Raw genomic sequence first — 21167 nt, 5'->3', positions numbered from 1 at the left:
CCCGCCAGTGGCGGGCTTGGAACTGTCGAGGGGCTCGAAATAGAGGGCGTGCATCACGGCCCAGGCCAGATCGGCGTGACCAATGCCGCCACCGCGATGGGCTTCATAGGTGATGCCTTGCTTCGTGATTTTGGGACGGATCGCCATGAAAGCGGCGACGACATCGCGCCACCCGGTATCAAATTCGAGGCGCCGTTTGCTGATGACATTCTTCGCCTTGAGAACCATCATGCCCTTGACCACAGGCGAATAATTGATGGCGGTGACCAACGGAAACCAGTCGCGCACAATCTGCAGAACAGCGCTGCCGACGCCCGTCGTGTCGATAGCAATCTTGGTCACCCGATATTTGCGCGTCCACGCGCGGATCGCCTCGGCCTGCGCGGCGAAATCCTTCCCTTTCATCCGATGCTTCTCAAGGATGCGGAATTTGCCGCCGGGCTTCGTCGGCGCGGCAATCGCTACCAGCGCCGCGTCGTCGCCCTTGCCTTCCTCATCATCGTTGGGGTCATAGCCCAGCCAGACCTCGCCTTCGTAGGGCCTAGAGGCATAGGGCTCGTAATCCTTCCAGACCTCCCAACTATCGACCATGCAGCCGCGCATGAACTCCAGCGGAAACATCGATGCGCCATCATCAACAAACTCGCACTCGAACAGCATGGCGAATTCTTCGACGCTGTTTTCGAAGCGCAGCTCCTCGATATCTACGAGGTCTAGGCCCTTCATCACCGCATCGTGAATGGTGACGATCTGGCGCCAGATCCTATCCGGCCCCATCACACCCTTGGCTAGGGCCTCATGGGTGATGTCGACTTCGACCTTGTCGGCCTTCGCCCGGCGCTTGTTGAATTTCTCCCCGCTCCACATCGCATAGGCTTCGTGGGCCATGGTCGACGGGGTGGAGAACAAGGTACGCGTAAACCGCGTGTGCGTGGACATCGGGCCTGCGACCTTGAAAAGGTCTTCGAACCCATAAATCCAGAAGCATTCGTCGAAGATCGTATCGCCGGTGTAACCCTGCGCCGTGCGGTAATTCGTGCCCAGAAACAGCAGGCTGACCGATTTCAGCGGCTTGCCGTTTTCATCCTCGCCTCGCTTGATCTCCATGGGCGAGCCTTTCAGCTCCACCCCGCAGACCTGCTGCACCCACTGGATGATATAGGTGCGGAAGATGTTGGCCTGCGCCCGGCTCGCGGAGATGAAAATTTGGTTCTTCCCCTCCTCCAGCGCCACCAGCAGGCGCTCGCGGGCGAAATACCATGTCGCGCCGATCTGGCGGCTCTTCACGATCATGCGCGTGCGCAGGCTCGTGGAACTCATCCAGTCGGTCTGATATTCGAAGTTGGACGCCTCGAAATCCGCGCGCAGATCGGCGGCCATCTCAGGCGTGATCAGGTTCTTTCCTGCCGATTTCTTGGCCTTCACCTCCGGGCTGTTGCGGTTCTCGACATTGGGATTGAGGTCCGCCTCATTACCCCCATTCGCGTACTTGCGCCGCCGGTCGAACCGCTCAAACTGGCGGCCCAGCAGGTCGATTTCCTTGATATCGCCGCCGGTCTTCTTCTCTTTGGCGACCAGCATCAGATAGCGCTCAAGCGTGCCCTCCTCCGCGCGCTGGATTGCACTGGCCTCATCCCACTTCTGGCGGCTCTTCCAGCTGCTGACCGTGCTGACGGGCAGCTTCACCTCCGCCGCGATCTGGGTGATGTCCCACCCGCGCCAATAGAGGCTGCGCGCCTCGATCCGCTTGGCGACGAAGGGCGCCATCGGCACCACCGCGCCATCGGCGGGCGCATCATCGGTGGGGCTGGCCTCCTCGGCCTCCCCTTCGAAATCCACCACCTCGCCGCCGTCATCATCGTCCATGGCAACAGGCTATGGCGATCCCTGCGCCCGGCCCCAGCCCTTCGCGTTGTGAGCCGCCGAGCCGACAACGCGCGCGCGTTGCCAATCAGGCCCCTCCCCGGCGAATTGGTGAGCGTTCAGACACCTCGCCGACACCCGCATGGCGACAGACCAGCAACGGAGCCACCATGCCCAAGAGCCGTTTTTTCCGCGTCGCCACCGAAGGCGCCACCACCGATGGCCGCCAGATCGAGGGTCTGTGGCTGACGCAGATGGCCAAGAACTACAACACCACCACCTACACCGCCGTGGTGAACATGGAGCATGTGCGCGGCATCACCGCCGATCCGCCGTTCCAGTCGCTGGGCAAGGTGCTGTCCCTGAAGACCGAAAACGTTGACCTCACCATCGGCGGCAAGGTCGAGACGCGCCTGGCGCTCTATGCCGAAATCGACGCCCACGACACGCTGGTGGCCATGAACAAGGCGGGCCAGAAGCTGTTCACCTCGATCGAGGTTAACCCGAAATTCGCTGACAGCGGCGAGGCCTATCTGGTCGGCCTCGCGGTGACGGACAGCCCGGCCAGCCTCGGCACCGAACTGCTGCAGTTCTGCGCGGGCAAGGGCGATGCCTCTCCGCTGGCGCACCGCAAGAAGGACAAGGACAACCTCTTCACCGCCGCCGCCGAAACCACGCTGGAATTCGAGGACATCTCCATCGGCAATGATGACGATGCCAGCGCGCTGCAGAAGCTGCTGGGCGTCTTCCAGAAGGCTTTGGGCCTGCACAGCGAGCAGCCCCAGAAGGTGGAAAAGGCCAAGGTCACCATCGATGCCACCGCCATGTCGGCGGAACATCAGGCCGCCATCACGGAAGCGCTGGCCAAGATGGACGTGGTGCCGGAATTCACCAACGCCACCATCACGCCCCCCAGCCAGGGCAACAGCGGCCAGCAGCCGGCGAACCTCGCCGCCCTTTTCGCCGATCCCATCGTCCTGACGGCGCTGACCGGCTTCATGGGCAAGTTCGACAAGGCCTTCGCCACCATCGCGGCCAACACCGCCGCCACCGACAAGGCCGTGAAGGATCTGACCACCCGCGTCGAGAGCATCCCGAACGCCAACTTCAAGCAGCGCAGCCCTGCCACGGGCACGCCGCAGGTCGAAGTCACCGACTGCTGATCACCGCCGCCCCTACCCTTCCCAAGCCCGCATCGCTCCCACCTCCACCCAAGGATTTTCGTCAATGACCCGAGTTCAAGCCATGCAGGCCCTGTCGAACGGTGCGCGCGCCGCCTGGGAAGGCTACACCGCGCAGATCGCGCAGCTCAATCGCATCGATCCGGCCCGTGTCGGCGGTGCCGAGGCCATTTCCTTCACTGTCGATCCCACGCCCCAGCAGCGCCTAATTCAGCGCATGCAGGAGCAGTCCGCCTTCCTCGGCATGATCAACGTGCCGGGGGTGGACGAACTGATTGGCCAGACGCTGGGCATGGACATCGTCAATTCGGTGGCAAGCCGCGCCAACACCGATGCCGATGAGCGCCGCAAGCCCATCGACCCCACCAGCCTGGACCAGTTTTCCTATCTGCTCTCGCCCACCGAATTCAACATCCTCTACAAGTACAGCAAGCTGGATCGCTGGGCGAAATTCCCGAATTTCCAGACCTTCATGCGCGACATGACGCTCAAGGCCATGGCGCTCGATCGCATCAAGATCGGCTTCAACGGCGTGCGCATCGACGCCAGCTTCGACCCGGTCGCCGATCCCACGCTGGCGGGCATGAACAAGGGCTGGATCCAGTGGATGCGCGAAAACAACTCGACGCGCATCATGAGCGCGGTGCCCAACGGCAAGGTCGCCGGGAAGGTCACCATCGGCGTGGCGGGCGATTACATCGATGTCGATGCGCTGGTCTGGGACTGCATTCAGGAAATGCTGCCGGTCTGGGCGCGGAAAGATCCCAATCTGGTCGCAATCGTGGGTGACGACATCATCCACGACAAATACTTCCCGATCATCAACGCGCCGAAGGATCCGATGGATCGGCTCGCCACCGATGTGATCATGACGGACAAGAAGATCGGCGGCAAAGCCGCGATCCGCGTGCCCTATCTGCCCGCCGGTATGGTGATCGTCACGCGCCTGGACAACATCTCGCTCTATTATCAGCTGGGTGCCCAGCGCCGCATGCTGCGCGATGAACCGCAGTACAACCGCGTGGTGGACTACAACTCCAGCAACGAAGGCTACGTGCTGGAAGACGCCAGCTACGCCCTGATGATCGAGAACATCACGGTCAAAAACACCTGAATACCGGGGCAATGACCGGGTCTGCTGGCGGGGCCGCTGGCAGAACCGTGAGCCCACATGACCGGCAAAGCGGGGAAGGCCCCACCTAACCGCACCGCCACTCCCTTTGGCCTGGCCGCCGCCCATCCCTCTCCCAAACGGCGCGCACAGGCCATCGGCCCCACCTGCTCTTGAGCCCCGGCAGGTGGGGCCACCCCTCCCTCCCCGCAAAGGATGCCGCTCATGACCTCTCCCGCTCGCCGCCATATGCAACAGGCTCTGGCCCGGCAGGCCGCCGCGCCCACCGCGCGCCCCGGCCCCTCGGAGATTGCGGAGGACAGCGACGCCGGGCGCGAATACCGCCTGCTGCTGGTCGCCATGGGCGAGGATCTGCGGCAGCTGCAGTCCATCCAGTCCATCACCCGCAAGGTCGAGGTCAAGACGGCCATGATGGGCCAGTACGCGGACTGGCTGGAAGGCGCCCAGCAGCGCCCCGAGGCGGTGCAGGACGATATCGTGTTCCACTGCATGGTCTGGGCCATGGACATTGGCGATTGGGAACAGGCCTTCGATCTGGCCAACCTTGTGCTGCTCCATGAGATGGCCTCGCCGGTGCAGTTCAACCGCACGCCCGCCGCCATCATCGCCGAGCTGCCCGCCAACAATGCGCTGGGGCCGAAGCCCACCATCAGCCTCGATTGGCTCAAGGCCTTCCGCGACCTCACCGCCGATCAGGACATGCACGATCAGATCCGCGCCAAGGTGCAGAAGGCCATCGGCCTCGCGCTCAAGGCGCAGGCTGACGCCTTCGATCCCGACGCCGAAAGCGCGCCGGCCGGAGGAAAGGCGGCGCTGATCGCCGCCGCTACGGAGGAGCTGACGAAGGCCCTCCACCTCGACCAGCATTGCGGCGTCAAAGTCACGCTCGCCCAACTTTCCCGTGCCGCCGTGGCACTCAAAGAGGAGAAGACCCAGTGCGCAACCCCGTCGAAGCCATCGGCAGCGCCATCGCAGGCGCGGCCCACGCCGTCGCGGAAACCGTCGAAAACGCCTTCCACAAGGTCGAAGAGCTGATCGAGGGCGACGACGCCCCGCCCTTCGAACCCGACACCGAACCCGCGCCCGCCGCGCCCACCGAATAAAGCTGCGCCCACGCGCCAGGGGGGCGGCAAGGAACGCCTGAGGCATCAGCCACAGGGCGCCCCTTTCCTCACCCCCCACCCCTTTCCGTAGGAAAAGAGATGTCCGGCTCGCCACTCATCACCATGCCGCAATCCCCGGCCTCGCCACCCAATTCGGTGGTGCCCGGCGATGGCTGGTGGCCGGACATCGACTGCACCGCCACGCGCGACGCCCTGCGCATCGGTGAATTCGTCACCCACCCCCGCCTGGTCAATGCGCTGCAGGGCGCGGTGCTGGATGTGACGAGCGATCTGACGCAATGGTGCGCGGATCTGATGGAAGCCGGCGCCGAGACGCTCGCCACCGTCACCGCCGCGCAGCTTCTCACCTTGCGCGTGCGCGACAACCGCCCGCGCTATCTGGCGCATTGCCTGCCCACCACGCGCCCGCGCTACAAGCCCGCCCGCGCCGCATGGCTGGCAAAGACGATCAACGATCAACCGCGCCTGATCGACCTCTACACCCGCGCCGTGCGCTATGCCGCCGCCGGCCAGCTGGCCGACGAATATCGCGACCTCGCCACCACCGCCGCAGGCCAGCCCCGCGTCGATGTAATGGAATGTGTGGGCGACGACTATCGCCGCACCTCGATCGGCGCCGTCCGCGACATGCTAGGCGTGACGCGCGTGACCGTGGAGCTGATCTGATGCGGGCCCGCAAAAGGCTCGCCGAGAGCATTTCCGATGACTGTGTTGCGAAAGGCATGGCGGGCGCCGCGCCGCATGCTTGTGGCCCCACACTCGGCGGCCTGACCTGTACCGAAAGCCATGCATTGGCGATATCGGCAGACCTGTGGAATGCCTACCTGAAGCTGCCCGTCCTCCACCCGGATGAAACGTCTGAATTCCGGCATAAACTCCATGAGCTTCAGCGGATCATCATGGCGCGTCCAACCCTAGAGGCCATGACGCTCGAACGGAAAACCGGGAAGGCAGGCCAGTGACCACCACGGCCACCACGCTCGACAAGGAAACGCTCTCCGCGCTGTGCTGGCGCGTGCTGGGCACTTCGCGCGGGGGCGTGATGGAGCAGGCCCTCAATCTTAACCCAGGCATCGCCTCGCGCGGCGCCGTGCTGCCTGCAGGCATCACCGTCATCCTGCCCGATGTCGCCACCGATCAGCCCGCCACGCTCGACGTGGTCCAGCTCTGGACCTGACCCATGCAGAAAGCCCAGACCCTGCGCGCCGCGATCGAGGCGGCCCTGCCCGGCCTCACCAAGGATCCCGAGCGCTTCTGGATGGTGGCCACCAAGGGCAACATCAACAAAACCACCTCGGCCAGCCCCAATTTCCAGTGGTCCTACACGCTGGAACTCGATTTCCGCGAAACGACCTGTCACCCCTCGCTGATCTTCTACGCCATCAACCAGTGGGCCGGGCGCAACCAGCCCGAGCTGCTGGGCTATGATCGCCCCGGCTATCCCTTCGAGGCCGAGGATCTGGATAGCGAAAAGGTCGATCTGCATATCGAGCTGCCGCTCACCGAAAAGGTCGTGGTGACCACCACGGACGGCGGCGCCCTCGCGCTCCAGCATCTGGACGAAGCGGACCTCTCCTTCCTTGCCGGTGGCCCGGTGCTGGGCATGCTGAAGGATGTCTGGGCCACCACCGGCAAGGGCGCGGCAAAGATCACCGATCACGTCTGGCCCAAACAGCCGTGATGGAGGAGCTGGAAGGCTGGCTGGAAAAGCACGCCTCCTATCTGTCGGAGCAGCGACGCGCCCAGCTCGCCCGCAAGATCGGGCAGCAGCTGCGGGCATCGAATGCCGCGCGCGTGGCCGCCAATCTGGAACCCGATGGTTCCCCCATGGCGCCGCGCAAGCCGCGCCCGGATGGAAAGCCGCGGCGCCTCAAACCACGCGCGAAAAGGATGCAAGGCAAGGGTCGGATGTTCCGGCGAATCGAGTTGGCCCGCAACATGCGTATCCAGACGGCGGCGGATCACGTCGAACTGCGTTTCAACCCGAGCGTGCAGGAAACCGCCGAGGTCCATCATTTCGGGAAAGAGGCGCCGGTGGATCCGCGCATCGCCAACTCGATCAAGGTTCGATACCCAGCCCGGCGCCTGTTGGGGCATGGTGCAGGTGACGATCAGGACATCATGGCCGCAGCCCTGGCCTTTCTGGAAGGAAAAGGGCTGGCCTGACAGCAGTCAGACCAGCCCGATGATGAAACCCCCGCTGCAGCTCTCGCTGGCGGGGGCTTCTTGATTGATGAAGTCGAACGCCTCAACTGTTCGGGATCAGCACCTCCAGCACGTCCACGGCCATGATCGTTCCGCCCCACAATGCCGCAAGGTGGATCGATTGCGCGGGCCCGCCTCCGTCATTGGACATCGCCGGGAATGGCCCGTCCCAAGCAACCTCAGCCGGGAAATCAGGCCACCCGATGGACACCTGCCCATCCATATGCGCGCAACGCGCCAAATAGGCCCGGCGCCGATCCATGCGCGCATACGACGATATCGCGACGGTTCGCCCCGCCGCCGAGTTCTCGCATGAGGTGTAGATCAGCACGTCCATGGCCATCGTCGGCTTGGGATTGGCGGTGGTCTTGCCCCGCACGCGGTTGATGATCTCCTTCAACGCCGCATCCCGGGTCAGGGCAGCGGTGGTTGCCGCCTGGCTGTTCCGCCCGTCCTGAATGATCGTGAGATGGCCGCCCAGATCGGCGAAAGAGGTCTGCCATTGATCCTGATTGAGCCCGGCCCACCCCGACCAGCTGCCACCCGTGGCCGCGATCTTGTTGAACCGTACACCACCGGCATTGCTCTTGAGGTTCACGCCGCCGAGCTTGCAGGTTCCGGTCACGCCCTCGATGCGCAGCGTGCCCGGCTGAACGAGCCCCGTCAGGCTGAGGTTCGTCAGGGCGCTGGTGCCGGCGGTGCCTGCGACATTCTGGGTCGTCCATGATGTAGGCAGCGCGCCCTGTGTGGCCCCGAAGCCATAGCGCAGCGTGCCGTTGCCCGTGCCGATCCAGTGCAAGGGAATGGCGCTGATGGCCGGAGCCGCCGGAAAGTCGATCTCCACCGCATCGCCCGGATTGAGCGTGAGCGATGCGCAATCGCACATGTTCTCGGTGTAGTAGGCCGGGGTCGGGTTGCCATAGATGCGGCACGGATAGAGCGCTGGCCGGGCATTGCCGTTGAGGTTGGCGGGCTGATTGCCCGCTGTCCAAGGCCCTGTGCCCGCGCCGGTTCCGGCCAGAAAGCCAAAGCCGACCCAACCGCCGCCAGCATCGCCAAGGCGTGCCACGGCGCGATTGGCCAGGGCGGTGGTGGTCTTGCTGGCGATCTGCAAATAGCTGTCGCCCAGCAGGTTCACCACCAGCTGCTGGGTCGGCACCAGCCCCATGATGAGATTGCCCGCCCGCATCCGCGTCTGGCGCAGCGATTTCAGCTGGAAGCCGTGGGCCCATTCCCGAGGCTCGCGGTTCGAGCTGGGCTTCCATCCGGTGCTTGACGTGGCCGAGGTCTGCCACAGCTGGAAGGACCACCACATTGCGGCCGGAACGGAAATTTGCGCGTATTCTGCACCGCTGGGGATGGTGAAGGACTCAGCGGTAACATTCAGGCCGGAATGGAAGGTCTTGTCGGCCTTCAGGAACACGATCATGCCCGAGGTCACGCCCCAATAATCAGTGGACGTGTTGAACGGCGCGTACATCCGGAAATAGGTCTGGCTTTCCTGCACCTTGATGTAGCCGGTGAGGTTGAAGGCGATGTTGTTGTAGATCTGGCCGTCCGTGTAACTGGCGTAACAGCCAAGCCTCACATCGGAATCGAGCGGGTCGAAGACGTTGACCGCCAACGGCAGGCTGGCCTTCGTCAGCGCCTTGCTGGCACTGGTCTGGGCATCCCCTGCCGCACCAAAGGCTGCTGCTGCTGTAACCATCTGGCGCCTCCTTACTGCGCGACGCGATAGGTGAGAGAGCCCGCCGTCAGGGTGACAGCGAGATAATAGGTGGCCGCCGCGTCGGACTCGGTGCCGACCGGCTCGTTGACGATCGAGCCCGTCACAGCGCTGAAAGACCAGCCAGCCCATGCCTTGCCGCCCGCCGTCAGCCCGGCCTTGCTGGCGCCCGCATCGGTGGAGCGCAGCAGCTGCGCCGAGCCTGTGGCGGCTGCGCCAACCAGCGTGGCCCAGATATCGCGCGCCAGCTGCGGCGTGAACGGGCCGAAAACATGCGCCACCGTATCGTTGACGCTCCCGGCAAGCGGCGTGGAGCTGGCAGCGGCAGCGGAAGGCGAAACGCTCGCCACCACATCGGCAAAGGATCCGTCGCCCAGATCGCGGCGCTTGCGCTTCAGTCCCGTCGCATCGGTATAGGTGATATCGGCCATGGTCATTCCTTCTCGGGCGATGGGTGAGAGTTGGGTGCCGGCGGGGCCGGATCATCGGCTTGCGACGTGCCCACCACGCCCAGCCCCTTGGCGATCAGCCAGGCGAAGTAGGCGCGGAGGATGTCGAGGTCGCGGGTGTTGTCGGCAAAGCCGTGGAGGCTGGCGACGCTGATGGCCACCATTCCGGGTGATACGTCTTGCCCACTGCCGCCTTGGGCAACACCAGCGGCGCCACCGGCACCGGGTCCGCTGGCAACACCGCCTTGGGCGGCGGACACCCGCAGGCAGACAGGCACAGGGTGAGCGCGAGCATAGGCAGCGACAGCCGCGTCAACGCGCGCGGCATAGGCAGGGGCTTGAGCATCGATCTTCTCCGCGATCTGGCGGCTGATGACCGCCGGTTTCCTGTTCTGGGCGATCTGCGCGGCGCGGGCCTGCTGCCCGGCGGTCTTCAGCGCATCACGCTCCTTCTCCGCGTCCAGCGCGCGCTGGCGCCAGCCCGGCATGTCGATCAGCACGAAGTGGACCGGCCCCAACTTGGGCTCCAGCTTCACGCCAGTGATGCGCAGCTGCTGGATGCCCAGCGCCATCAGGGCGAGCAGCAGGCCCAGGTATTCGGCCATCACGCGCACGGGGATTTTCGGGATCTGAAACATACCGCTTCCCTTCACTTTCTGGGGAAAGGTGGCTTGCTGGAACCACAATCACGCATCGACGGCGCCTTGGGCTGGTAGCCTCCCCGCGCCGGAGGCGAGCCGCCACCGCTGCCGAGGCACAGGCCGATCAGCACGCCCACCGCAAGGATCAGAAGGCCTGTCATGCCACGTCCTTCACGCAATAGGCCCGCTCCCGCCCGCGCCGGGAGACAAGCCCCGCCACCACGCGGCCACCGGCCTTGTTGAACAGGGTGAGCGCATCGCAGGCCGGGCCGATCCGCCCCGCATTGAGCTGCGCGCGCATGGTGGAGCGGCAATAGGTGGGCCACCCGATGTTGTAGGCCAGCGAGACGGCGGCGAAGCGCGCATTGTCGCGGCGTGGCAGCGTCAGCGCGAGGCCGGGGGTGCAGTCCATCACATGGCTGGCGGTGTCTGCCAGGCGCGCTTCCAGCATGATCGAGCATTGCGCTTCGGTGAAGCTCTTGCCGATCTTGATGCCCTCGCCCGTCAGGCCGTCACAGGCCGTCGCCACGCCCACCATGTCCAGATAGGTGCGCAGATACTGCGGCCCGCTCACATGCTTGATCGTCGCCTGCCCGCTGGGCGCGATGGTCACCGCCACCTTGCGCCCGCTTTCTTCCGCCGGGATCTGGGTCAACAGCAGCAGCGCGGTGGGGCCACCAACGATGGCGGCCAGCGTCTTGCGCCCCAGCCCCTTGGTGCTGGTGTCGGCGTTCTGGGCGGCATCAGCCATTCGCTTTGCCCCCCTGCTGGGTAACGCGGGCGCCGCTATGAAGGCTGAACAGGCACAACCCAACCAGCGCTCCAACTGCTGGACGCCAGAATTCGGGGACATAAGTTACCAGACCCAACACCTGCTGGGGCGAAGCCATTGCCCAGCCAACAGCAATCGCTGTCAGGGCGGAAACCTGAACGCTCCACCAGCGCCACCAGTTGCGCGCATCATCGACCAGACGCATCATTGTTCCTTTCCGCGAGATAGGCGCGAATGCGGGCGACCCAGCCCTGCACCGTGGGCTTTTCCCAGAAGGTGATCAGCAGCACGGCGGCGCCCACCAGCTGGGCGATGTGGGGCAGCAGATCGAAGAAGGACGTCACGAACATCACCCACCCGGTGGAGAGGAAATTCAGGGCCGGGCGCGATCCGGGTTGGGCCATGACGGCCAGCGGGCTGACATCGGCCATCAGGTTTTCGCTTCGGGTTCGGCGGCGGCTGCGTCTTCGCCGGTTTCGGCTTCCGGCGTGGGCTGCGGCTCCGGCTTGGTCAGCAGCCCATTGTCCACGCGATACCGCATCGTGTTGGCGTGCAGGGCGATCCGGGCGGCGGTGGCGGTTTCGTCATAGGCACCGCTCGCATCGAGGCAGGCGGGCACGCTGCGTGTGAAGGGCACATCCTTGTAGACGAAGGTGACCTCCACGCTCAGGGGCGTGCCGGAGGGCTCGCCAACGGTGGTTTCAACGGTGGGTTCGGCATTGGCGGCGCCGGTGGTGGCCGTATCGGTCATCAAATTTTCTCCTGATTTTAGACGTTGCGCATCTCGGTCCAGCTGCGCAGCTGAACGGTGCCGGTGGGCACGTTGGCGGAGTAGGTGCTGCCAGCGGGAACAAGCGCGCAGAGCATGCCCGAGGTGTTCGTGGACGAGTTGCCCGAGTTGTAGCCGACCTCCACGCCATCGACGTAGATCAGCCAGATATTGCTGCCACCGGCAGGATAGGTGACATTGATCGTCAGGAAGAAGGCCCGGCCTGTGTCGTTCACATAATTCTGGTTGAACCCCCGAATTCCGGCAACATTCTGCGCAGACTGGCCGAAGCCAATCGTGTTCGCCTTGAAGGCAAATTCATCGATGTTGTGGCCGCAAAACACGCCCGCATCGACAGGCGAACCGGCGCCATCATTGTCCGGGCCATAGAGATCCCAGCCATTGCGGCGCATGGCCGTGCCGTTGAAGCCGGTCACACCGGCGCCAGCCCATCCATCGGTGAGCAAGTTGCCCTGATCGCTGCCATCGACCTGTATCTTTACGCGCGACCCCGACCAACCAATGTAGATCGTGTTGTCGCCCTGCCCAGATCCGCCGCCTTGACGCACCGGGTTGAAACCAAGGCGCGCCTGGATGTTTGTATAATATGACGGCGCTTGCCCCCAGAACAGCCCTGCATCGAAAGGCGAACCGGCACCATCGTTGCCGGTATGACAAATCTGGTAGCCGCCGAAGGTCAGATCGCCGCCATATTCAGCACCAAGCCCCTGCGTGCCAGTGCCGAAGGCGATGTAGCCGCGATTGCCATTCTGCTGGCCTCGAATACCGATGGCATCGGTGATGTTCACATCACCGATCCAAGCATCATCGCCAATCGCAACATTCTGGCCCAAGCCATTGCTGGCCGTGTAAAGCATGTTACCCCAGATTGTGCCGAAAGACACATTCTGCCCGGAGTCCCAGGCATAGCCGCGCAGCCTGTCGCTATCGACACCAGACCCCGCGCCATCGACCGTCAGCAACTTGGCCAGGACATCGGCGGCGGAATAGGCCTGAGGGGACGTCGCCCGCACCAGCGATGTCCATGGGCTCCATCCGCCCGAGCCGCCGAGATTTCCGGGGTTGCCCGAGCGGGTCCACAACACCCCATCGGAATATGAGCTTAGGATCTGCGTGATCGTATCACCACCGCCCATGATCACCAGCAGCTGGCCATAGTTGACGTTGGCCGGGCCATTCACGGGTTGCTCAACGCGATACATGCCCGAGGTGATGGCTAAATTCAGATCGACGTTGCCCAGCATTCCTTGCCCACGCGCCGGGGTGAAGCCGAGGCGGGCGACGATGTTGGTGAAATACTCAGGCGGCAGGCCCCGGAACAGATCGGTGTCGATGCCCGAACCGGCGCCGTCCATGCTCAGCAGCCAGCCCAGCAGCGCGCCTTTGGCGCGCGCCGGGCTCAGCGCGATCAGCGTGTCGACGGCCGCCAGTGCTTCCGAAGCCGTAGCCAGGCGCGCTACGCCCGGGGTGCTTTCGGTGGCGGGCGGGTTCAACCATTCGGTGGCGCCAAAGGTGATTTGAGCGGCAGGCACCGAAGCCAGCTGCAGGTCGACAGCCAGCAACGCCTCCGATGCGGCAGTCTTCGTCAGAATCGGATCTGCCTGACCATAGATCGCCAGCAGTGTGCCGTCGCTCAGATAGATGCCGAAAGATCGCACAGAATAGGCATCGCCACTGCTGTCCGTCATGGTCACATGCATCACGTCAGCGGCCACCATTTGACCGCCCACGGTCGGCACCCGCTTCATTTCGTTGGGCAGGCTGGTGGCCGTGTGATCGGGCGTTACGGCAACCCCCGAGATACCCACAGCAGCAATGACCAGCGCGTTGGTGCCGGTGTTGGCGGGGTTGATCAGCGCCGCGCGGCCAGCGTCGGTGATCGTGATGTTAAGGGCGGTGGACATGGGGGGCTCCGGTCAGGCCTCGCGGCAGGTCAGGCGGGCGAAAGAGGCTGGACGCGCGGCGCCAACCAGCCCGAGGGTGGCGGTGAGGTTCAGCGCGAGGGTGAGGGTGAAAAAGGAGCGCAGCGGCTTGGCGCGCGTCACATCGGCGATCATGCCGTTGATGAAATCGGCGGTGGGCGGCGTGGCCTGCCCGCCCAGTGCGATGGAAAGGGTGAAGCTATGCGGGATGCTCTTGGGCACTTGCTGCCACCATTCCGTCATCACCGCGATGCCGCCATAGGAGGCGATGACATCGCGGATCGAGCTGACGGTGCCCTTGCGCCGATGGATCGGGATCGCCTGCGCCACGCGTGCCCGGCGCAGGGCCAGGGGCATGGTCGGATCCCAGCTTTCAACGCCAAGCGTCCATGCCAGCCAGGGCAGCAGGTTTTCCGGGCAATCCTGCGCGGACCACAGCTTGCGCAGCGGCGTGTCGATGCCGTCCACGCGGGTCTGCGCCACGCCATCGAGCATCAGCTCCAGTTCGGTCGCGTTGGGCGGGAGGATGGTCGCCAGATCGGTCATCCCGCCACCCCGCCATCAACCAGATTGATGCTGATGCAGTTGGGCGACTGCTGGTCGCTCAGCGCCTGATCCGCAGCGGGGCTGCGCAAATCGACATTCTGCACGCCCTGCGGCATCAGGGCGCTGATATGGCCCGCGCGCACGATATCGCGCCCCAGCAGCAGCGACATGGTGATATAGGTCTGCAGCCGGTCCCGCGCTGCGGCCAGCACCACGGATCGGTCGGGCCCATCATCGAAATAGAGCGTGGCATCGACCGAATAGGGCACCGCCTCGGTGGATTTGACCGTCACAAAGTCAGTCAGCGGGCGCACCGTATCGCTCGAAAGGGCCGCCAGCACCGCGTCGATGGTCGCCTGCGGTGCCGTGCCATCGCCCGTGCGAGACAGGATCGTCACCTCCACCGTGCCCGGCCAGACCGCATTATCCAGCATGGTCTGCATGTCGGTCACCACGGCGGCATCCACCGCGCGCTCCTGCAGCAGGGCAATCACCAGCGCCTTGATGTCGTCAGGCTGGGGCGCGGTGGCGGAAGCATCCCGCACGTCGCTGCTGGCCGACAGGGCATGGAAGATATAGGCCCCCTCGGGCCCGGCCACCGAATAGCCCTGCGGCGCCAGCACGATGCGGCGGCGGAAATCATCGTCGGTTTCCATCACCGCTGCAGCGCCGGTTGTGGGATCGGCGGGAGTGATGGTCAGGCGGGCCACGCCCATCAGCGCCCCCAGCTGATCCAGATCGGCGTCCAGCGCATAGGCCACCATCACCGCGCGAGCGGCATCGTTCACCCGGGCCCGCAGCAGCACCTCGCGATAGGCAAAGGCCTGCAGCACCTTCACGACAGGATCGCTGTCCATCGTCGCGTCGAAGTCAGGCATCAGGCTTTGGGCGATGGCAAGGTTGGCCGCATAGGCCGTGTCGAAATCCGTCGGGTCCACCAGCGTGGGCGCGGTCAAAAGCGACAGGTCGATTGCGGAGGTGTTGGCCATGTCGCTGGTATCAGCGCTGCCCGGCCCCTTCCGCCACCCGCGCGCGTTGTCAGCCTAGCGCCTCACAACCCGGCACGCTGGCCGGTTGGCCGGTGGCCGGTCAGGGTAAGGCCATGCCAACGCCTGAAGACGCCCCTACCGATCCCGACAAGCTGATCCGCTTCGGCAAGATTGCCAGCGTCGATCTGAAGGCGGCGCGCATCGTGGTGTCTCTGGACGATGACAGCCAGACCACGCCCATTCGCTGGATCGAATTCTCCATGGGCAAGACGCGCACATGGAACCCGCCTGCGCAGGGCGAGGATGTGGTGCTGCTCTGCCCGGGCGGGGAGATCGGCGCGGGCGTGGCCCTGCGCGGCCTGGTCAATGATCTGTTCGGCGCGCTGGGCGATGATCTGACCTCCATCATCGAATTTCTCGACGGCGCGCGCCTCTCCTATGATCCCGAGGGCCATCTGCTCACCGTCGCCCTGCCCGACGGCGGCGCCCTGAAAATCGTGGCACCGGGCGGCAGCACCCTTGAGGGCGATCTGCACTGCACCGGCACTATCACCGCCGATGTCGATGTGATCGCCGCCGGGATCAGCGGCAAGGGCCACAAGCACCCCAACATCACGCGCGGCGGCGCCCTTTCGGACCCGCCGCAATGACCACGGGCATGAACCGCGACACCGGCGCCGCGCTGGAAGGCGACGATCATATCGCCCAGTCCATCTGGGACATCCTGACCACGCCCATCGGCTCTCGCGTGCGGCTCGAAGATTACGGCTCCCTGTTGCTGCAGCTGGCGGACCTTCCGCTCAACGATGTGACCCGCCAGCTGCAGGTCGCGGCCTGCGTGCAGGCGATCCAGCACTGGGAAAAGCGGATCACGCTGAAGTTCGCCAAGCTCAGCGGCGATGTCGCAGGCGGCCAGGCTGTCTTCGACACGGAATGGGTCCGCAAGGGCTCCACCGTCTCCAATGCCCTTTCCCGCGCTTCCATCCCGCTCGCCACCACTGCCTGACCGGAGCATCCCCATGGCCACCTCGATCTTTCATGGCGTCAAAACCAACCTTCTCACCAGCGGCGCGCTGGCAATCACCACAGTGGCAACCGCAGTTATTGGCTTGGTTGCCACTTCCAGCGATGCCGATGCTGCAACCTTCCCCCTCGATCGCCCGGTGCTGATCACCGATGTGCGCGGTGCCATTGCCAAGGCAGGCAAGGAAGGAACGCTGGCCGCCACCCTCACCGCTATCGCCACGATCTGCAGCCCGCAGGTGATCGTGGTACGCGTGGCCACCAACCCCGATGCGACCCAGCAAGCCGCCCTGGTCGCGGGCACCTCGGTAGGCGGATATACTGGCGTGCAGGCGCTGCTGATGGCCGAGCAACTTACCGGCTCGCGCCCGCGCATCCTTGGCACCCCCGGGCTGACTGACGGCAGCGTGATCACGTCGCTGGTCAGCGTGGCCAAGTCTCTGCGCAGCATGGTCTATGCCAAGGTGCCTGATGCCACCACGCGCGATGCTGCTGTGACGGAGGTCGCCGACTATGGCGACATGGAGCTGATGGCGATTTGGCCCAACACCAGCGGCCTCGGACCCGATGTCGAAGCCCGCGCGCTCGCCATGCGGGCCTACATCGATGCCACCAAGGGTTGGCACAAAACGCTTTCCAATGTGGTGGTGCCGGGCGTGACGGGGCTCGAACATGACGTGTCCTGGACGATGGATGGCGCCAGCAGCGATGCAGGCGTGCTGAACAACGCCAACATCACCACCATGTATCGCCGGAATGGCTGGCGCTTCTGGGGCAACCGCACCTGCTCCAGCGAGCCCTTCTATGCCTTCGAGAGCGCAGTGCGTACCAGTCAGGTGCTGGCCGACACGATCGAGCAGGCGGTGCTGGACCGTGCCACCGATGAACCGATCACCGATGCCCTGGTGCGCGATCTGCTGGCCAGCATCAATGCGGCTTTCCGCAAGATGAAGACCCAGCGCTTCATCATGGGCGCCAACGCCTATTTCGATCCGGCGCTCAACACCGCTGACCAGCTCGCCGCCGGTCAGCTCACCATCAGCTACGATTTCACGCCCTGCGCCCCGGCGGAAGGCACCACGCTGAATCAGACCATCACCAGCACCTATTACGCCGATTTCGCCTCGCTGCTGCAGGCGGCCTGATCGCGCCCTGAGGAGACAATACCATGGGTTTCCCTTCCGTTTTGAAGGACATGATCCTGTTCGATGATGGCGAGAGCCAGCAGGGCGAAGTGCCGGAATGCACCATCCCCAAGCTGGCCCTCAAACTGGAAGAGTGGTTCTCCGGCGGCATGCTGGCCCCGCTCGACATCACCATGGGCATCGACAAGCTTGTCTTCGAATACACCCACAACAGCCTCAACCAGACGACGATCAGCGGCTTTGGCTTGCCTGCCTTCGATGGCAAGCAGCTGCGCTTTGCCGGCGCCTATCAGGAAGACGGCTCCGGCGATGTCCAGGCGGTTGAGGTGATCTCCCACGGCAAGGTGACGGAGCTGGATTTCGGCACCCAGAAAAAGGGTACCGTCAGCACCGTCAAGCGCAAGATGACCTGCGCCTATTACGAGCTGAACGTGGATGGCGTGAACTGGATCACCATCGACGTGCTCAACAACGTCTTCCTTGTGATGGGCAAAGACATGACCGCCGCCATCCGCGCCGCCCTCGGCATAAGCTGATCGGCCACGAACTAGCCCCCGGCGTGTGCGGGCGCGCCGGGGGTTAGACCCGCTGCCCGCGTGAAGGACAGACCGATGAGCAAGCCCGCCGCCCGAACCACTCCCCGCGCCCCGCGCGCCACCCCTTCCCCCGTTGTTACCAGCGCGCCTGCCGATGCCGCCGAGCTGGTCGAGGATGCGGAGGATGCCGAACCGGCCCAGCCCACCGGGCTGGTCACCCTCAGCTATCCCATCGAGCGCAAGAGCGGGAAGACGGTGGCCACGCTGTCCCTGCGCGTGCCTTTGGCGCGCGAGCTGGCGACCTATGACATGTTCGACCTCATCAACGGCGATGTGGATTCGATCATCGATCTGGTGCCGCGCATCGCCGATCCCTTCATCCACGCCAGCGAGGTGGAAAAGCTGCGCTGGATCGACCTCAGCCAGTGCAGCACCACGGTGATCGAGTTCTTCCTGGTCGACAGCGACAAGCTGCCCTCCACCGACCCGCTCACCATCAACCTGATCCATCCGCTGCAGACCGAAGCCGGTCCCGTCGAGAGCATCACCCTGCGCGAGCCGGACAGCGGCGCCATCCGTGGCCTGAAACTGCCCGAGCTGGCCAATTGCCGGATCGGCTCGATGCTGACCCTGCTGCCCCGCATCGCCCTGGCCAAGCTGAAACCTGCCGAGGTGGGCACGCTTCATCCCGTGGACCTCTACCGTCTGGGCAAGGTGATCGCCGGTTTTTTTCTGACGGCGGAGCAGCGGGCGGAGCGCGACCAGAGGATGCAGATGGCACTGTCGATGAGCTGATGGCCGATGTCGCGGCCATCTTTCACTGGCCGCTCAGCGAGCTGAGACACTTACCCCCCGCAGAACTGCGCCACTGGCGCGAATTGGCCGTGGAGCGCTGGAACACGATGCGCGTGCCCAAGGAAGGAACATGAGGCCATGGCCGGAGACAAGCTTTCCCTGATCGTCCAGTTTCTGGGCGTCGATCAGCTGTCCCCGGCCTTCAAGTCGATCATCGGCCTTGGCAAGCAGGGCAAGGACAGCGTTGCCGGGCTGAAGAAGGAGGCGGGCGACCTCTCCCGCCAGATGCGCGATGTGCAGCGCGAGATGCGCGGCGCCACCGGCAACATCACCACCCTGATCGACAAGGAACGCCAGCTGGCCGGGGCCATCGGCAGGGTGAACGGCGCGCTGCAGCAGCGCGCGCGTCTCAGCCAGATCGGTGCCCGTACTGCTGCCATCCACCAGCAGGGCCAGCGCTACGTCAGCGAAGGCCGATCCGAGCTGATGTGGGCCGGGCTGGCGGCAGCGCCTTTCGTGGCCATGGCCAAGGCCGGTGGCGAGGTGGAGGGCATGACCAACCGCCTGCGCGTGCTGGGTCTGGGCAATGCGGCGGTGAAGGATCTGACCGCCTATGCCAATGCGATGGATGTGGCCGGGTCCAGCATCAAGGACAACCTGCGCTACATCGTGGAGGCGCAGGGCGCCTTCCGCGAGAGCGGCGAGCATTCCCTCGCCGAGCAGCTGGCGGGCGCCAAGGTGATGGCGCCGATCATGGCCAAGCTGATGACCACCAGCAAGGCGCTGGGCCATGAGCTGAGCGAGGATCAGGAACGCTATTTCCTGCGCTTCATCGAGCAGGCGGGCGGCATGAATTCGCCCGAGCGCGCCGCGCAGCTCTCCGATGGTCTGTTCCGCGCGATCCAGTCGAGCGGCGGCAACGTCAACCCTGCCAATTACCAGTCGTTCCTCGCCAAGGCGGGCACGGCGGGCATGAAGCTGACGGCGCAATCCATGTTCGCCGATTTCGAACCGCTGATCGCGGAGCTGCACGAAAGCGCGGGCGTGGGCCTCACCGGCGTCTACAGCCGTGCGAACGGCATGGTCAAAAATCAGGCGGCGATGCGTGAGCTGGTGCGCCTGGGCGCGTGGGACAACGGCAAGATCATCTACAACAAGGTGGATGGCATCAAAGCCTTCAAGAATGGCGAGAACCCGCTGCGCGCCGATCTGGCCAAGCAGCTGCAGGAAAGCCCGGTGGATTTCTACGTCTCGCTGCGCAAACGCTATGAGGCCGCCGGGGTGAAGGACATCCAGCGCGAGAACATGCTGCTGTTCGGCAGGGAGGGCGGCAAGCTCTTCAACCTGATCGACAAGCAGCTGCCCACGATCCTGAAAAGTCGCGCGGCCTATCAGAAGACCGAAGGGCTGGAGCAGGCCTATGGCCAGACCAAGGACAGTTTCTTCGGGCGGCAGGGCCAGATGACCGCCGCCTGGCAGAACTTCCTTGTGGTGGCGGGCACCAAGGGCGGCATGCTCGATCAGATGACGCGCGGGCTTCAGCTGGCCACGTCAGCGCTCAAGGGCATCACCGCCTTTGGCAATGCCCACCCCACCGCCTTCAAATGGATCGGCACGGCGGTCACCAGCCTGATCGGCCTGCGCGTCGGCCTGTCGGTGGTGAAGATCGCCTTCGGTTATCTGCTTGGGCCCGTGGCCGAACTATGGGCGCTGTGGAGCCGCTATCGCGCGCTGGGGTCCATCGCGGCGGTCTTCCCCCGCATCGCCAGCGTCTTCCGCGTGGTGGCCACGGCAGGGCGCTTCCTGCTGCCGGTGCTGCTGGCCATCCCCCTGTCATGGGTGGCCATCGGCGCGGCCATCGCCGTGGCCGCCTATGTCATCTACCGCAATTGGGACCGGATCACCGGCGTCTACAACCGGGGCGTGGCCATGGTCAAAGCCGCCATCGCCCCCCTGCCCAACTGGATGAAGACCATCGGCGGCGCCATGATGTCGGGCCTGCTGATGGCCATCAATCCCGGCCTCCTGTCTGCGCGCCTGGTGGAAATCGCCCGGGCCGGCATCACCGCCTTCAAGAACTTCTTCGGCATCAAGAGCCCCTCGCGCCTGATGATGCAGATGGGCGGCCATATCGCCACCGGTCTGGCCGATGGTGTCGATGGCAACAGCCATCACGCCCGGCAGTCCATGCGGCGGATGGGGCAAGGCATGATGGGCAGCTTCACACCGCCGCCGCCCCCTCGCCCGCTTCAGCCGATTCGCCGCATGGGTCTGGGCGTGGCTGGCGCGCTGGCTGCTGCCTCACCGATGGCGGCGGCGGCGCGCCCT

Annotated in this window: 27 protein-coding genes; 15 read left to right on the top strand and 12 right to left on the bottom strand. The window is 64.7% G+C overall.

Features of this window, described 5'->3' with window-relative positions; genetic code table 11:
- Window positions 1–1866, bottom strand: a 1866-nt coding sequence (locus tag SR3_RS07535; protein ID WP_084455156.1) for a terminase large subunit domain-containing protein, incomplete at its 3' end; no start/stop codon positions are given.
- Between the two features lie 167 nt (window positions 1867–2033).
- Here SR3_RS07535 and SR3_RS07530 point away from each other — a divergent pair.
- The 8 genes from SR3_RS07530 (at window position 2034) to SR3_RS07495 (ending at window position 7466) form a co-directional block, all read left to right on the top strand.
- Entirely contained in the window at window positions 2034–3026 is a 993-nt protein-coding gene (locus SR3_RS07530; protein ID WP_068083164.1) for a GPO family capsid scaffolding protein, read from the top strand.
- Between the two features lie 64 nt (window positions 3027–3090).
- A complete protein-coding gene (locus SR3_RS07525; RefSeq protein WP_245653816.1) occupies window positions 3091–4158 on the top strand; it encodes a phage major capsid protein, P2 family in 1068 nt (355 codons plus the stop codon).
- Window positions 4159–4380: 222 nt separating this feature from the next.
- On the top strand, window positions 4381–5211 hold the full coding sequence (gene gpM / locus SR3_RS07520; RefSeq protein ID WP_084455155.1) for a phage terminase small subunit: 831 nt from the start codon (window positions 4381–4383) through the stop codon (window positions 5209–5211).
- Window positions 5212–5378: 167 nt separating this feature from the next.
- The gene (locus tag SR3_RS07515) at window positions 5379–5966 is read left to right on the top strand and encodes a head completion/stabilization protein (RefSeq protein WP_068083161.1); all 588 of its coding nucleotides are present in this window, start codon (window positions 5379–5381) and stop codon (window positions 5964–5966) included.
- The gene (locus SR3_RS07510) at window positions 5966–6262 is read left to right on the top strand and encodes a hypothetical protein (protein WP_068083158.1); all 297 of its coding nucleotides are present in this window, start codon (window positions 5966–5968) and stop codon (window positions 6260–6262) included. Before SR3_RS07515 ends, SR3_RS07510 begins: the two co-directional genes overlap by 1 nt.
- On the top strand, window positions 6259–6477 hold the full coding sequence (locus SR3_RS07505) for a tail protein X (RefSeq protein ID WP_068083155.1): 219 nt from the start codon (window positions 6259–6261) through the stop codon (window positions 6475–6477). Before SR3_RS07510 ends, SR3_RS07505 begins: the two co-directional genes overlap by 4 nt.
- Before the next feature lie 3 nt (window positions 6478–6480).
- On the top strand, window positions 6481–6981 hold the full coding sequence (locus tag SR3_RS07500; protein ID WP_068083152.1) for a phage tail protein: 501 nt from the start codon (window positions 6481–6483) through the stop codon (window positions 6979–6981).
- Window positions 6981–7466, top strand: a complete 486-nt coding sequence (locus SR3_RS07495) for a phage virion morphogenesis protein (RefSeq protein WP_157098694.1) — start codon at window positions 6981–6983, stop codon at window positions 7464–7466. Before SR3_RS07500 ends, SR3_RS07495 begins: the two co-directional genes overlap by 1 nt.
- A gap of 82 nt (window positions 7467–7548) precedes the next feature.
- On the opposite strand, the gene SR3_RS07490 is transcribed toward SR3_RS07495, so the two are convergent.
- The 11 genes from SR3_RS07490 to SR3_RS07450 are packed head-to-tail and all read right to left on the bottom strand — an operon-like array spanning window position 7549 to window position 15340.
- A complete protein-coding gene (locus tag SR3_RS07490) occupies window positions 7549–9213 on the bottom strand; it encodes a hypothetical protein (RefSeq protein ID WP_068083148.1) in 1665 nt (554 codons plus the stop codon).
- An 11-nt stretch (window positions 9214–9224) separates the two neighbouring features.
- Window positions 9225–9662 carry a hypothetical protein gene (locus tag SR3_RS07485; RefSeq protein WP_068083145.1) on the bottom strand — a complete coding sequence of 146 codons (438 nt, stop codon included), beginning with the start codon at window positions 9660–9662 and terminating at the stop codon, window positions 9225–9227.
- Between the two features lie 2 nt (window positions 9663–9664).
- A complete protein-coding gene (locus SR3_RS07480; protein WP_068083143.1) occupies window positions 9665–10318 on the bottom strand; it encodes a hypothetical protein in 654 nt (217 codons plus the stop codon).
- Window positions 10319–10329: 11 nt separating this feature from the next.
- Complete coding sequence (locus SR3_RS31165; RefSeq protein ID WP_157098693.1) at window positions 10330–10482, bottom strand: hypothetical protein; 153 nt, start codon at window positions 10480–10482, stop codon at window positions 10330–10332.
- Window positions 10479–11072: a lysozyme gene (locus SR3_RS07475; protein ID WP_068083140.1), complete on the bottom strand. Its 594-nt coding sequence runs from the start codon at window positions 11070–11072 to the stop codon at window positions 10479–10481. The genes SR3_RS31165 and SR3_RS07475 overlap by 4 nt, the downstream gene beginning before the upstream one ends.
- Window positions 11065–11301 carry a DUF7940 domain-containing protein gene (locus tag SR3_RS31785; protein WP_169805574.1) on the bottom strand — a complete coding sequence of 79 codons (237 nt, stop codon included), beginning with the start codon at window positions 11299–11301 and terminating at the stop codon, window positions 11065–11067. Before SR3_RS31785 ends, SR3_RS07475 begins: the two co-directional genes overlap by 8 nt.
- Complete coding sequence (locus SR3_RS07470; protein ID WP_068083138.1) at window positions 11282–11524, bottom strand: hypothetical protein; 243 nt, start codon at window positions 11522–11524, stop codon at window positions 11282–11284. Before SR3_RS07470 ends, SR3_RS31785 begins: the two co-directional genes overlap by 20 nt.
- On the bottom strand, window positions 11524–11844 hold the full coding sequence (locus tag SR3_RS07465; RefSeq protein ID WP_068083137.1) for a hypothetical protein: 321 nt from the start codon (window positions 11842–11844) through the stop codon (window positions 11524–11526). Before SR3_RS07465 ends, SR3_RS07470 begins: the two co-directional genes overlap by 1 nt.
- Window positions 11845–11861: 17 nt before the next feature.
- A complete protein-coding gene (locus SR3_RS07460; protein ID WP_068083133.1) occupies window positions 11862–13787 on the bottom strand; it encodes a hypothetical protein in 1926 nt (641 codons plus the stop codon).
- Between the two features lie 12 nt (window positions 13788–13799).
- Window positions 13800–14351, bottom strand: a complete 552-nt coding sequence (locus SR3_RS07455) for a phage tail protein I (RefSeq protein WP_068083132.1) — start codon at window positions 14349–14351, stop codon at window positions 13800–13802.
- A complete protein-coding gene (locus tag SR3_RS07450) occupies window positions 14348–15340 on the bottom strand; it encodes a baseplate assembly protein (protein WP_068083131.1) in 993 nt (330 codons plus the stop codon). The genes SR3_RS07455 and SR3_RS07450 overlap by 4 nt, the downstream gene beginning before the upstream one ends.
- 113 nt (window positions 15341–15453) lie before the next feature.
- On the opposite strand from SR3_RS07450, the gene SR3_RS07445 reads away from it, so the two are divergent.
- From SR3_RS07445 to SR3_RS07420, 7 genes are all read left to right on the top strand, one after another.
- The gene (locus SR3_RS07445) at window positions 15454–15990 is read left to right on the top strand and encodes a phage baseplate assembly protein V (protein ID WP_068083127.1); all 537 of its coding nucleotides are present in this window, start codon (window positions 15454–15456) and stop codon (window positions 15988–15990) included.
- 8 nt (window positions 15991–15998) lie between these two features.
- The gene (locus tag SR3_RS07440) at window positions 15999–16346 is read left to right on the top strand and encodes a GPW/gp25 family protein (protein WP_068083168.1); all 348 of its coding nucleotides are present in this window, start codon (window positions 15999–16001) and stop codon (window positions 16344–16346) included.
- A 13-nt stretch (window positions 16347–16359) separates the two neighbouring features.
- Window positions 16360–17508: a phage tail sheath subtilisin-like domain-containing protein gene (locus SR3_RS07435; RefSeq protein ID WP_068083125.1), complete on the top strand. Its 1149-nt coding sequence runs from the start codon at window positions 16360–16362 to the stop codon at window positions 17506–17508.
- Window positions 17509–17531: 23 nt separating this feature from the next.
- The gene (locus tag SR3_RS07430) at window positions 17532–18044 is read left to right on the top strand and encodes a phage major tail tube protein (protein WP_068083122.1); all 513 of its coding nucleotides are present in this window, start codon (window positions 17532–17534) and stop codon (window positions 18042–18044) included.
- A 75-nt stretch (window positions 18045–18119) separates the two neighbouring features.
- Window positions 18120–18839 (top strand): phage tail assembly protein, encoded by a 720-nt coding sequence (locus tag SR3_RS07425; RefSeq protein WP_068083119.1) that lies wholly within the window; start codon window positions 18120–18122, stop codon window positions 18837–18839.
- A complete protein-coding gene (locus SR3_RS30470; protein ID WP_084455150.1) occupies window positions 18839–18973 on the top strand; it encodes a GpE family phage tail protein in 135 nt (44 codons plus the stop codon). Before SR3_RS07425 ends, SR3_RS30470 begins: the two co-directional genes overlap by 1 nt.
- Before the next feature lie 4 nt (window positions 18974–18977).
- The coding region (locus SR3_RS07420; RefSeq protein WP_218018775.1) for a phage tail tape measure protein at window positions 18978–21167 on the top strand (2190 nt) is incomplete at its 3' end.

Source organism: Novosphingobium rosa NBRC 15208 (assembly GCF_001598555.1).
GTDB lineage: Bacteria > Pseudomonadota > Alphaproteobacteria > Sphingomonadales > Sphingomonadaceae > Novosphingobium > Novosphingobium rosa.
Note: the sequence above shows the minus strand (reverse complement) of the source record. Positions and strands in the feature narration are given on the sequence as shown.